The organism is Vibrio pomeroyi, assembly GCF_024347595.1.
Taxonomy (GTDB): domain Bacteria; phylum Pseudomonadota; class Gammaproteobacteria; order Enterobacterales; family Vibrionaceae; genus Vibrio; species Vibrio pomeroyi.
The window spans coordinates 2,414,256-2,428,017 of record NZ_AP025506.1; the positions used below are offsets into that span (position 1 = coordinate 2,414,256).

Sequence of the window (13,762 nt, forward strand, 5' to 3'; positions counted from 1 at the left end):
CAATAGTAGGGTAAGCTATGACGTCAAGAATTCCATTTTATATCTCTATATTCCTGCTTATCGTGGCAGGTATAACACTGAGTATGTTCAGACATACGACCTACGGTGTACCTTGGACTCCAGGGGAAACCAGACAGGTTTGGGACGTTGAAGCTCGCATTGAGTTCAACGCAGTAGGCAAAGAAGCAAAAGTTTCCTTAGCGGCTCCTCATACTCAGTCTAACTACACACTTATCGGCGAATCGGCGTCATCACCAGGTTACGGTATTTCTTACTTAAATACTGAGTCAGGTCGTCGTGCTGAGTGGTCTATTCGTTACGCAGATGGCCCTCAAACCATCTACTACAAGACACAATTCCTAGTCGACAACCAAGCTAAAGTGAACGACACACCACCAGAAGGTGAAGTGGTTCAACCAAGCTTCGACGGTCCGGAAGAAGCGGCGTCTCTTGCTCTGATCGACAGAGCGACAAAGCGTTCTGCAGACAATCTAACGTTCACTCGTGAGCTCATCAAAACGCTGAATGATCCAGACAGCCAAAACTCGGCGCTGATTCTGAACAACATGACCAAAGTGGAAGCGACACACAAGCTACTTTCAGCAGCGAAAATACACAACAAAGTGGTTGGTGTTATCGAGCTAGAAGATGGCCGTCGTCGTCAATCTATTCAGAACATGATTCAGATTTGGGATAACGATGAGTGGATTCTTTTCTCTCCGGAATCGAGCGAACAGCAAGTTCAACCAAACCTACTGATCTGGGACGAATCAAACGTGTCTCTGCTTGATGTAGTGGGCGGTCAGAACAGTAAAGTTCACTTCTCTATGATTGCTCAAGAGGTTTCACCGACTGAAGCAACCAACAGTAAAGTATCGGCTGATCAGCTGTTAAACCTATCAATTCACAGCCTACCGCTAGAAGAACAAGCGATGTTTAAAACCATCATGCTGATTCCTATCGGTGCACTTATTGTTGTGTTCTTGCGTGTCATCATCGGTTTGAAAACGTCTGGTACCTTCATGCCAGTTCTGATTGCGGTGGCCTTTGTTCAAACACAATTGGTAACGGGTATTGTTGGCTTCCTACTGATCGTTGGTACGGGTCTTATTATTCGAAGTTACTTGTCCAAACTCAACTTGCTACTGGTTGCCAGGATATCCGCCGTAATCATTACGGTAATCATGATTATCTCCGTGTTTACCGTGGTCGCGTTTAAAGTCGGTCTAACTGAAGGTCTATCGATTACGTTCTTCCCAATGATCATCCTATCTTGGACTATCGAACGTATGTCTATCCTATGGGAAGAAGAAGGCGCGAAAGAAGTAATGCTACAAGGTGGTGGTTCTCTATTCACTGCGGTTCTTGTTTACTTAGGCATGACTAACCCGTTCATTCAGCACTTAACGTTTAACTTTATTGGTTTACAGCTTGTTATTCTAGCGACCATCTTGCTACTAGGTAACTACACAGGCTACCGTCTAACTGAGCTTCGTCGCTTTAAACCGCTAGCGGAGGACTAAGTTATGTTTGATCAGTTTACTTCACCGTTTAGGTTGAAAGACAAAGGCATAATGGGAATGAACAAGCGTAACCATAGTTACATTGGTCGCTACAATGATCGTTCCAAGTATCCACTCGTTGATGACAAGCTTAAGACTAAGATCATCGCTGAACAGGCTGGCGCTACCGTGCCAAAGCTGATTGGCGTTATTGGTCACCAAGCTGAAGTAAAAACAATCCACAAGATGGTAAAAGAGTGGCCGGGTTTCGTAATCAAGCCAGCTCAAGGCAGTGGTGGTAAAGGCATACTTGTTGTGACTTCTCACAAGGACGGCGTTTATACCAAGCCATCAGGTTCGACTATCAATGAAGAAGACGTAGAGCGTCACATCAGTAACGCTCTTGCAGGTCTTTTCTCACTTGGTGGTAAGAACGATGTTGCGGTAGTTGAAAACCTCATCAAGTTTGATGAGTGTTTCGATGGCTTTAGTTACGAAGGTGTACCAGATGTACGAATCATCGTATTCAAGGGCTACCCTGTAATGGCGATGATGCGCTTATCTACTTCAGCTTCAGACGGCAAGGCTAACTTGCACCAAGGGGCTGTGGGCGTAGGTATTTGTATTGCGACGGGTAAAGCCGTTCGTGCGGTTCAGTTTGACCACCCAGTCACTCACCACCCAGATACGGGTAAAGAGTTGGCGCTACTTCAAGTGCCGCATTGGGAAAAACTGCTCACACTGGCATCAAGCGCTTGGGAAATGACAGGTCTTGGCTACATGGGTACTGACATGGTTCTAGACCAAGAAGAAGGCCCAATGGTACTTGAGCTTAACGCACGTCCAGGTTTGGCTATCCAAATTGCGAATGGTGCGGGTCTGCTACCTCGATTGCACCATATTGAGAACCTTGGTACGCCGGCTGAGTACCCGAAACCAGCAGAGCGCGTTGCATACGCTGCTAAGCAATTCGGTGTTCACGGCAACGAGATTGTTCCAAACTAAGCAAGTAGCTGACTAGGTCACTTGATACCTAACTAGAGCTCAATAAAAAAGCTGCATAACTCTGAGAGTTACGCGGCTTTTTAGTCTCTGCCACTTGTTAGCGAGTTGGGCTAAGCTTCTGTCGCTTCAATTTCAGGCTCACGAATCGGATCAATGCGCACTGCCGCAACCTTAAACTCAGGGATCTTGGCATGCGGATCTGTCGCCGTTGTCGTCAGACGGTTCACAGGAGACTCCACGAAATGGAATGGAATAAACACCACGCCTTTCTGCATTCGCTTCGTTACAAATGCTGCGATTTCAATTTCACCACGACGTGTTGAGACTTTGAGCATCTGACCATTCGAGATCCCTAACGCTTCAGCGTCATGAACACTGACCATCGCACGTGGCCCTGCTAAATTATCCAGACCTTTCGTTTTACGTGTCATAGTGCCAGTATGGAATTGCTCTAAGATACGGCCTGTCGTTAATACTAACGGGTATTCCGCATCTGGCAGTTCTGCCGCATATCGAAACGGAATCGCTTCCATTTGGCCACGTCCACGAGTGAACTGAGTCTGGTGCATAATACGTGTGCCATCAGGGTTGTTTTTATTGCTTGGCCATTGCACGCCATTAACTGTGATGTTTTCCCAACGTAAACCACCATATTGTGGCGTGACACGAGCAATCTCATTAGTAATGTCCGCAACTGAATCGTAGCTCCAACCGCCGCCCATTGCGTTGGCTAGCATTTGGATAATCACCCAATCCTCTTTCGCTTCACCTGGAGGCAATACCGCTGGGTTAATACGCTGAACGCGTCGTTCAGTATTAGTAAAGTGACCAGACTTCTCGGCGAACGAGCAAGACGGCAGAACCACATCGGCATACTGCGCCGTTTCGGTTAAGAAGATGTCTTGCACCACAAGGAAATCTAACGCTTCAAGCCCTTCAATCACGTGTGCTTGATTCGGGTCACTGAGCACAGGGTTTTCACCCATCACATATAAACCACGCACATCTCGATGACACGCCCCGTCAATAATTTCGGTCAGCGTTAACCCCGTTTCAGCAGGCAAATCAGCAACGCCCCACTCCATCGCGAATTTTTGGCGAACCATTGGGTTATACACTTTCTGATAACCCGGTAGGTTATTTGGCAATGCACCCATGTCGCATGCACCTTGAACATTGGATTGACCACGCAGCGGGTTGATGCCCCCACCTTCAATACCGATATTGCCACATAAGAGCTGTAGGTTAGCAATAGAGCGAACGTTGTCGTGACCAGTGGTGTGTTGCGTGATACCCATAGAGTAATACACCGCCGTGCGTTCTGCAGTACCTATCAAGCGCGCCATCGCGAAGATGTCTTCTGCTTTAACGCCCGTCACCAGTTCTACTTTGTCTAGTGAGTAGCTTGGTGACATCACCTCTTGTAGCAAGGTATCAAAGCCATCGACACGATCATCAATGTAATCTTGGTCATACCAACCGTGCTTGATAATCTGCTGCATCACGCCATTAATCAGCATCACATCAGTACCCGGTCGGTGTGCCAAGTAAAGCTCAGCATGGTCGGCAATATCGATTCTCTTAGGATCAGCGACGATCAGTCGAGCACCGTTATGCCTTACTGCCTGTTTGATGTGTGAGCCGATAATTGGGTGCGCGGATGTGGTGTCAGAACCAATGATAAAGATGACATCTGAGTGTTTGATGCTTGGGATATCATTGGTCATCGCTCCACTACCTAGAGACGCTTCAAGTCCAGTCACCGTCGAAGCATGACAAAGGCGAGCGCAATGGTCGACGTTGTTGGTGCCAAGTTCACGACGAATGAATTTTTGGAACACATAGTTATCTTCATTGGTGGTTTTAGCCGATGAGAAACCCGCCAGTGCATTACTACCAAAACCTTGTTTAATTGCTGTGAACTTATCGGCAATCAGCGTAATGGCTTCTTCCCAGCTCGCAGGTTGTAGCCAGCCATCTTTACGAATTAATGGCGTAGTCAAACGGGCGTCGCTGCCGACGAAGTCGAAACCGAAGCGTCCCTTAACACACAGCATGCCTTCGTTAACCGGAGAATCACCGCCCTCGATATAACGGATTTTGTTTTTTGCTTCGTCAACATGCATGGTCAGCTTACAGCCCACACCACAATAAGTGCAGATAGTATCGACCTTTTTGAGGATGTCGGTGTCGCCTTGTTTTCTATCTCTCGCATCTACCATCGCACCTGTTGGGCAGGCTTGAATACAAGAGCCGCATTGAACACAATTAGAGTCGCCCATTAAGGTCTTGTCAGCCCCAAAATTTGGGCGGCACTCAGGTCTTGAAGCTGGCTTGCCGTCTGACTGATTCATGAAGCTTAGAACGCCATGAACGTTCTGTTCACGACATGCTTGGATACACTGACCACAACTGATGCAGCGGTTGGCGTCAAAGATGATGAATTCAGAGCTATCATCGACAGCAAACTTCTGCCTTGTCGAACCAACTTTGGATTCCTCTGCGCGAATGGCTTGCCAGCTCTCATTAGAAGCAACATCGATTTTGTATTCTGGATGTGTTTGGATTGCCTTGTACTCAGTTGAGTAATCACGAAGGTCACAATCGGTATTGGCTTGGCAACCACACTCTAGACATCTTGCGGCTTCTGCGATTGCATCGGCATTATCAAAGCCCGTTTCTACTTCATCGAAGCTTTGCTCTCGCTGCTCTGGTGTTAGCTCTGGCATAATTTTGCGCGCCATGCGCTGTATCGACTTATACTGCTCGGGATCAACGGCTTTTAGCTGCTTATGCTTTCTTGAGTTAAACGGTTTAGCTGGAATGTTTTCCATATCACCATTGAAGAATCGGTCGATCGCTTGCGCAGCAATACGCCCGTCTCCTACCGCTTCAACTGCTGTCGCTGGACCACGACGGAAGTCACCGATACTAAATATATTGCCCGTACCTGTGTGCATGGTTTGCGGATCAGCGTCCGCGGTGTTCCAACGTGTCAGTGGGATATCAATCTCTTCGTTATCCATGAAACTTAAATCTGGTTTCTGCGACACTGCAGCGATAACCGTATCGAACGCTTCAACAAAGAACTCACCCGTTGGTTTTGGGCTACGACGACCAGAAGCATCTGCAGGGCCAAGTGCCATACGTTCTAATCGAATCTCAGATACATGACCATTGTCATCAGCAATATTCTCAGCCGGGTTGGTCAAGAAGTGGAACTTAACACCTTCATGTTCAGCTTCTTCGATTTCGTAATCTTCGGCCGGCATTTCATCTCGTGTACGACGATAAATCAGCGTGGTGTCCGCACCATCACGTACTGCGGTTCGAGCGCAGTCAATCGCCGTGTTACCACCACCAATCACAGCGACTTTTTTGCCGGTAGTGAAGTGTTGGTCAGTTACATAATCTTTCAGATAATCGACACCCAAATAGCAACCTTCAAGGTCACTACCGGGATAATTCATCTCAACAGCTTGTGACGCACCCACGGCTAAGCAGACCGCATCAAAGTCACGACTGAGATCTGACAAGGTGAAATCAACACCAAGCTTTTTATCGCACTCTACTGCCATTCCGTTACGACACATGAGTTCGATTTCTTTATCTAGAATCGACTTCGGTAGACGATATTCTGGAATACCATAGCGCAGCCAGCCACCAGCTTTAGGCATCGATTCGTAAACACTGACATCATAACCTTCATTAGATAGGTAATAGCCTGCTGTTAAGCCACCAGGGCCACTGCCGACAATCGCAATGCTCTTACCTTTGTTGGGTTTCTTCGCAGGCATGTAGCTCTCTTGCGCAGCCAAATCGGCATCGGCTGCGTGTCGCTTGAGCTGGCGAATCGCAATAGAGTCATCGACTAAGTTTCTTCGACACTCGGTTTCACAGAAAGCAGGACATACACGACCAATCGATAGTGGCATCGGCAATGTTTTCTTAATCACTTCGATGGCTTGGGTATGATCATTTTGCGCAATATGATGAAGGTAAGATTGAATATCGACTCCCGCAGGGCACGCGGTCTGGCACGGAGCTTCGCAGTCAGCGTAGTGGTCTGTCATGATGCGATTCAGCGCATCTTGGCGATGAGTCGTTAGCTGTTTAGATTGAGTGGTGATGTTCAAGCCATTGGTTACCTCAAGCTCACAAGAGCGAGTGACGCCCATCCCATCCACTTCAACCACACACAAATCACACGGCACTTTGTCCGCTGTTTTGTTCAAACCACATAACGATGGAATCTCTAAACCACATGTTTTTGCCGCCTCAAGAACGGTTTGCCCTTGTTCGACGATTCGAAATTTCCCATCAATGACGATTTGAATCATAGCCTGTCCTACCTTTACCTTTCGCACACTGCGAGTTATCAATAATTAAAAATAAAGTAATACAATATTATTAATATTATTTAATCTATGTGATTACCATACATTAATTATGGTTTTGTGCGTGTGACCTCAAACAAGTTCCATTGATAATAACCATAAGGTATGAGTGGTCTTATCTGTATATGGAAAACGTTAAGTTGAAGATAAAGACCATTTTAGGAAGGCAGGTGTAATTAGGGAGATTAGATTTCAGATATAAAAAAGCCTCTATTCACTGTATATAAAGTGAATAGAGGCTTTGAATTGATATGATAAATCGGCTTAAAACTTACTGCTCAGCTTCTTCAATCAGCTCTTGCACTGGCGATGCAGGTTTGTTTTGAGCAAAACCGCGCAGACCAACAACGTGTACGTGTTCATGATCTTTGAAGACCTTACGTACCAGTTTGTAGGTTGTGCCTTTCTCTGGGCTGATGTTCTCCGGTGCTGCAATCAGAAGCTGCATACCTAGACGGTCACACAGTTCAAACAGTGTAGAGATAGACTTCGCATCCAGACGTGCTGCTTCATCAAGGAACAACAAGCGACATGGAACAATGTCTTTGCTACGAAGTCGACGAGACTCTTCTTCCCAGCTCTGAACAACCATCAATAGGATAGATTGACCAGTACCGATCGCCTCACCGGTAGACAGTGCGCCCGATTCCGCTTGTAACCAACCATCAGAGCCACGGTTAACTTCAACACTTAGCTCTAAGTAGTTACGGTAATCCAGTAGCTCTTCACCTAGAACTTGCGGAGAACGTTGACCCATGTCGATGTGTGGGTTCACACGTTGGAACAACTTCGCCATTGCTTCAGAGAAGGTGAAACGAGTCGTCTCGAACAAGTCTTTGTGCTGCTCTTGTTGAGTCGCGAGGCCTGATAGCAAGATTTCGTGACTTTCGCGGATCTTAACATTCAGACGTACGCCCTTAACCTGACCAAAGTAAATGTTCGACAAGCCTTGGTTCAGCATACGAATACGGTTCTGCTCACGCTGAATCGTCTTCTTAATGATGCTTGCTACCGACTCAGAGCTGATCGCTAGGCGGTTTTCACGCTGGGTCAGTTCTTCTGTTAATCGAGCTAGCTCAACTTCCATCTCTTCGATTGCTTCAACCGGATCATCCGTATGAATGATGTCTTGGCGAATACGCTCACGAAGATGTTGGTAAACCGCAATGTAGAACAGAACCTTACGCTCTGGATGTGCATTATCTTCCGATAGACGCAGCGAATCACGTAGGTCTTCATTGTCAGCCACAGCCAAACGTAGCGCACCCAGTGATTTATCCGACATTGAGCGAAGTTCACCAGCCGTTAGGTAAGCCAGTTCACGCTTGTGTAGACGACGTTCAACGTCATTCTCACGAGCTAGACGAAGTACTGAACACCAACCTGCTTTTGCTGCAACCACAAAGGTACGAAGCTCTGTGTACTCTTTCTGTACTTTCTTAAGACGCTTAGCCAGCGCTTTCATCTCAAGTTCAGTTGAAGTAATCGTACGCTCGTATTCACTCTTACGGCTTCGAGACGTGTGTAGACGCTCTTGAAGCTCGTCACGACGACGTACAGCGCGTTCTTCTGCGCCTTCATCAGCGTTAACACCGAACTCTTGAAGCTCTTGCTTGAACTCTTGAACCGTCTCTTGCTTCGCTTGGTGCGAGCTCTTCAGTGCTGCCAATACTTGGTTGTACTGGTTCATCTGTTCACGAGCTTGTTTCAGGCCATCACGACCTTTCGCTCTTGCTTGTTCCGCTTGAACCAGTTTCGCTTTCAACTGCTCGCTCAGTTCGCTGCTCTTGTTAAGCAGGTCAACAGAGTCTGCGTAAGCAAAGTAGTGACGACGCTCAATCAGATCAGACAGTGCGAACACTTTGCCTTTTAGCGTTTGCAGTGCGTTGTCTGCTTGACGGTACTCTGCTTCCAAAGCTTCAAATTGCTCTGGATCAGCGTCGAGTGCAGAAACAATTTGCTCTAATGAAGTCAGCGCTTTGCCGTGAGTGTTCAAGTAAGACTTCGCTTCGCTTAAACGCTCTAGTTGTGCTTCTAATTCAGCGAGACGTTCAGCTAATGTTTCGTCTTCAAGAATACGAACCATAGGCGCGAGTTTGTCTAATGCACCAAGTGCCTGTTTGCTTTGTAGAAGCTGACTGCGTTGTTGTTGCTCTTTAGAATCTAGATCTGCCAGAGAACGAACAATTTGGTTACGCTTATCACGAATAGACGCTAGCGCCTGCTCTGGATCAGCGTTGAACGCAACGTGCAGGTGCTTCGCAACAAAGCTGTTGAATGCTTGGTATAGGCGATTCAGTTTTTGAGAATCAAACGCTGCTTTGGCGTGGTTCTCAACAACTACATCACGCTCTTCACGCAATTTTTCAAGGCGTTGTTCACGAGCAGCGCGACCAAACAGTGGGATCTCAGGGAAGCGAGAGTAACGCATTTGGCGATCGTTCAACTGAACACACACCGCGCCTTCTAACTCATCCGCGTTGAATGAGCTGTCATCAAACGCGTCTACATCACCTTCTAGGATGTAAAGGTCTTCTGGACAATCATCAAGATCAATCAGTTTCTCTTTGATGCCATCAAGATCTGAAACCACAATCGCATGACGAGCCGGGCCGTACATCGCACTGAAGTATGGCGCATCGCCAATCGTGATGTCGTCGTAGATCTCAGAAAGCAACACGCCACCAAGGGTGTCCGCTAGGCCTTTCAGGCGAGGATCGTTAGAACCACCTGGAGAGGCTAGACGCTCAATTTCTTGCTCAAGTTCAGCTCGGCGAGTTGCCAGTTGATCTTTAGCAACCGCTTGAGATTTTTCGTCTTCAAGTACTTGCTGCATTTGAGTCATTACCGCTTGGCTATCTTCTAGCTCAGCTTCGGTTTGATCTCTTAGCGCTTCAAGGGCATCGTTTGCTGTGATCCAAGCAGGAGCAATAGATTCTAGCTTTTGAATCTCTTGATCGTGGTTTTGTTGCACACGACGTTGTTCACTTTTCGCTTCACGTAACTCTTCTTGAGCATACTCAAGCGTTTCGATCTGCATTGCATGACGTTCACGTTCTTCTTCGAAAACCGCTTCGTCAGTCAGTGAAATGTTGTGTTGCTTTTGGTATTCAGTCGCTAGCTCTTTCGCTTGACGTTGCTGCGCGACATCACGAGCCATGTCGCGATGCTGAGCACGCCATTGCTGTTCGTTCTCAACAACGTGTTTCGCGTTACGGCCTTTTTCTAGAGCTTGCTTGGCGCTGTAAGACGCTTCTTTACGCTCTACGTCACCAACGATGCTCTTAACCAAAGACAGTGCTTTATCGAACTGTGCAGAAGCTGCAGAAGACATGTCGAGCTTGTGCTTAGTAGACAGTAACGTCTGCGTGCTAGATTCTTCTTGTGCTTTTAGCTCAGAAACCAAGGTTAACGCGCTTTCTGCAGTAATAGAGTCATCACCTAGCAACTGCTTGGTTTTCTCTAATGCTTGCACGGCTTGCTGGTATTGAAGAGCACGAGTCTGCTGAACATCCAACGCTTGTTGGTAATCAGCAAGCTGAGTTTTCAGGCTATCCACTTCTTCTTCAGTAATGGTTGCCTGCTCTTCAGCCAGAAGTACGCGTTCTTGAGCTTCTTCAACCACCATCATCTGCTCTTCTAGACGCTCATTAAGCTCTTCTAGATCTTCGCTATAGCGAGCAATTTTCTCTTGCTGACGAAGTGCAGTTTGAACCAATTGAAGATGATCCGAAGCCGCTTGGTAATCTTGCTCTAGCGCTGACTCTTGATCCACCAGCAGTTCGAGTTCTTCTTGAACACGATTCAACAGGTTGTTTTGATCAAGCAAAGTTTCGCGAGAACCAAACAGTTCACCACGGAACTTCATGGTTTGATCTAACTTGTTACGACGATCGTTGGCATGGCGCATGTAGTCCGCAGCCACGTAGTTCGTAGATTCAGTGATCAAGTGTTTGAACAAGTCACGATCCGACTGAGTTGTCTTGATCGCTTCTAGCGTCATGCGGTTCTCGCGCAGTGCCGATTCCATATCTTGGAATGCTTTCTTCACGCCACCATTTTGCGGTAGAAGGTAATCACGCAAAGAACGTGTAATCGCACTTGATATACCACCGTAAAGTGATGCTTCAATTAGACGGTAGAACTTAGAACGGTCGCTGCTGTTACGCAGTTTCTTCGGTACTACACCGTACTCAAACATCTGTGAGTGGTAATCAACAATCGAAGAAAACGCCTTAAAGTGCGCCCCTTCGTACTGTGCAACAGCGGCTTTCACATCATTTAGCTGACATACACGAGCGTGGCTGTCTGAAACGTTCTGAATCAGCACGTCCGTTGGTTTCACATGGCTTGGAAGGCCTTGAATAACGAACGGCTTGATGTCTACTTTCTTATCACGACCCGCAACTTGCTGCAGTTTTACTGCAAACAACAGACGTTGATTACGAGAGTTCACTACATCCAGCGCTGCATAACACGCGCCAGGTTGAAGCTTACCGTAAAGACCTTTATCACGAGATGACTGTGAGCTACCCGCTTCCGTTGTGTTACGGAAATGCAGAAGGCTTTGGTCAGGGATAAGTGCTGTGATGAATGCCGCCATTGTGGTCGACTTACCTGCACCGTTACCGCCAGAAAGCGTTGTAACCAATCCATCAATATCAAAAGTACGCGCGAAGAAGCCGTTCCAGTTGACCATGGTTAATGATTGATACTTACCTCTTTCAATCATGCTTCACCTTCTACTTTTGTTTGTTCGCCGTCGTTTGACTCAAGGTCAAAGCCAGCTTGATCGTTAAAAATGTCTTGTTGACCGTTTTCGTCTACGCCTGCATCGACTCCTGATGCAGCTTCTGCTTGCTCTTCATTCAACAAGCTTCCTTGGTTAGGCTCTTGAGTATGCACCACAGCTTCACCATCACGGATAAGACGCAGTTGAGCTTCTTTCATGTCATCGCCAACACGTACATCAGCACCAAAGCGGAATACCGCTTCGCTGATACGGAATTTGCCCGTCTCACCGATCGCAATCAACATGCCGATACGACGTAAGCGACGTAGAGAAGTACGCACTTTTTCAAACAGCTTTTCTTTGTCTAAGTCAGAACCCGACGCACGGTTGGTTGCTAGCTTCATGAGTTTTTTCTCATCCGCTAACGACATCAACTCATCAAACAGCTCTTGGTTAGTAAAGATACCTTCGTGTGCTAGACGCTCCGGGCTTAGGTACAAGAAACACAGTACCTTACCAACGAGCATGTCCAGCTCAGACAAAACGCTACGACCGATTAGCGACGTAGAACGCGGACGCAGGTAAAAGAAGCCTTCTGGCGCTTTCACAAGCTCGGTGTTGTAGCGTTGGTAGAAATGCTGAAGCTCAACTTCAAAATCAGAAAGTAACGCGTGGTTATCTAGGTCTTCTGTTGAAATATGCTTACCTGAACGCAGCATGCTGTCTAGCGCAGGGAACAATGGGTTCGCTATCGCTTTTACCAGTTTCTCTGGCATGTAATCATCAGTACTTGTTAATGACATTTGCTTGTACCTTTGCACCGAAATCGTTGATTGCCTGCCAATCTGGCTGAATAGCCTGATAGTCAGACTCTGAGTAACCTAAGCGCACGGCTTGGTCGACAACAATTCTGGCTAAATCAAAATGGTGTGTGCGAGGGTGTGCCGCGAGGTAATCGCGTAGCACAAGGCCAAGATCAATTGGCGCACCTTGCTGTTTGTGAGCTTTTAACATCTCTGCAATTCGGTCTGAAAGTAGATCATTCACTTGCTCAAATTCTTCGTATTCTACGTCGATTGGTGCTTGACCCATGACTTCATCATCACGAAGTACCAAGGCTTCATCACGTAAATCGGTGAGCTTTTCAGCATCGGCGTAGGTCAATAACCAAGGCGCATCAAAGTAGTCGGTAACCGACTGACGCAAGCGTTGGCTAAAGGCACGGTTTTTATCCATATCAATCGCGGTACGGATAAACTTGTGAACGTGGCGGTCGTAACCGATCCACAAATCGATCGCTTGCTGACCCCAACTAGTGATTCGGTCGAGCTTCATCTGCAAGCCGAATAGGGTTTCGCCAACGAACTCGAGTTCATCGTCACCGTAAACAATTTCTTGAATATCGAGGATCTGTGTTTGCAGTTCATCACCCGCAGCTTGCAAGGTGTCTTGCAACTCTTTTAGCGTGGAGGAGGTTTCTGATAGCAAGGTTTCACAGTTGTTGATCGCCTCTCGCCAATCCTTATTTAAAAGGTCGGCAATTTGCTGCTTAACGGTTTGCTGCTGTTCATCCATAACACGTTGGTTAAGATCAATCTGATCGAAAATTTCACCAACAGAATACTTGAGCACGCCGTAAACGTTCTTTCTCCAATGTCCTGGAGTTCCGCCCTTCTGCGCAGCTTCAATGGCTTTCGCCATCTCGTCCGCAACCATAGAAAGCTGGATAGACAATTTTAATTTTGAGAACTGACGGTGGCGTAAGTAATAATCCGAGATACCAATCGCTAATGGCGACAAACGGTAAATGCTCGCACCATCGGTGATTTCGCTAGTAAAGCGGCTAATCAGCTTCTGTTTGACCAACTCATTGATGGCGTTGTTGGCACGAAACGCAGACGCTTCGCCAGTATCTTCAAACAGTCGAGTGACGATGGTAAATGCATCGTGCAGTTCACCTTCGCCCAACTCTTCATCGAACCTTTCATTGCTTAGTACTGCGATAGCAATCAAAAATGCTAAGCGCTCTGGCGGCAAGTTTAATGAAAAATCATGCTGCTTGACCCAGCCCACCAACTCATCAATTGGCTGCTCTTCGGCAGTTTGAGTCATTTCACTCATTGTGG

At 47.0% G+C, this 13,762-nt stretch carries 6 protein-coding genes; 2 read left to right on the top strand and 4 right to left on the bottom strand.

Annotation, left to right across the window (positions count from 1 at the left end; genetic code table 11):
- The first annotated feature begins 17 nt into the window (after positions 1–17).
- Together OCV12_RS10580 and OCV12_RS10585 are read left to right on the top strand one after the other, a co-directional pair.
- Positions 18–1,523 carry an inactive transglutaminase family protein gene (locus OCV12_RS10580; protein ID WP_065585128.1) on the top strand — a complete coding sequence of 502 codons (1,506 nt, stop codon included), beginning with the start codon at positions 18–20 and terminating at the stop codon, positions 1,521–1,523.
- Positions 1,524–1,526: 3 nt separating this feature from the next.
- Complete coding sequence (locus tag OCV12_RS10585) at positions 1,527–2,507, top strand: alpha-L-glutamate ligase-like protein (protein ID WP_026084277.1); 981 nt, start codon at positions 1,527–1,529, stop codon at positions 2,505–2,507.
- A gap of 110 nt (positions 2,508–2,617) precedes the next feature.
- On the opposite strand, the gene fdhF is transcribed toward OCV12_RS10585, so the two are convergent.
- The 4 genes from fdhF to mukF form a co-directional block, all read right to left on the bottom strand.
- Positions 2,618–6,847, bottom strand: a complete 4,230-nt coding sequence (fdhF, locus tag OCV12_RS10590) for a formate dehydrogenase subunit alpha (protein WP_261884625.1) — start codon at positions 6,845–6,847, stop codon at positions 2,618–2,620.
- A 328-nt stretch (positions 6,848–7,175) separates the two neighbouring features.
- Positions 7,176–11,636, bottom strand: coding sequence for a chromosome partition protein MukB (gene mukB, locus OCV12_RS10595; RefSeq protein WP_261884626.1), 4,461 nt, complete (start codon positions 11,634–11,636; stop codon positions 7,176–7,178).
- Positions 11,633–12,439, bottom strand: a complete 807-nt coding sequence (gene mukE / locus OCV12_RS10600) for a chromosome partition protein MukE (protein ID WP_261884627.1) — start codon at positions 12,437–12,439, stop codon at positions 11,633–11,635. Before mukE ends, mukB begins: the two co-directional genes overlap by 4 nt.
- Positions 12,420–13,757 carry a chromosome partition protein MukF gene (gene mukF, locus OCV12_RS10605; protein WP_017055049.1) on the bottom strand — a complete coding sequence of 446 codons (1,338 nt, stop codon included), beginning with the start codon at positions 13,755–13,757 and terminating at the stop codon, positions 12,420–12,422. The genes mukE and mukF overlap by 20 nt, the downstream gene beginning before the upstream one ends.
- Positions 13,758–13,762: the final 5 nt, after the last annotated feature.

Coding starts and splice junctions, on each gene's coding strand:
- OCV12_RS10580 (WP_065585128.1), top strand. CDS start 18: ATGACGTCAAGAATTCCATTTTATATCTCTATATTCCTGCTTATCGTG.
- OCV12_RS10585 (WP_026084277.1), top strand. CDS start 1,527: ATGTTTGATCAGTTTACTTCACCGTTTAGGTTGAAAGACAAAGGCATA.
- fdhF (WP_261884625.1), bottom strand. CDS start 6,847: ATGATTCAAATCGTCATTGATGGGAAATTTCGAATCGTCGAACAAGGG.
- mukB (WP_261884626.1), bottom strand. CDS start 11,636: ATGATTGAAAGAGGTAAGTATCAATCATTAACCATGGTCAACTGGAAC.
- mukE (WP_261884627.1), bottom strand. CDS start 12,439: ATGTCATTAACAAGTACTGATGATTACATGCCAGAGAAACTGGTAAAA.
- mukF (WP_017055049.1), bottom strand. CDS start 13,757: ATGAGTGAAATGACTCAAACTGCCGAAGAGCAGCCAATTGATGAGTTG.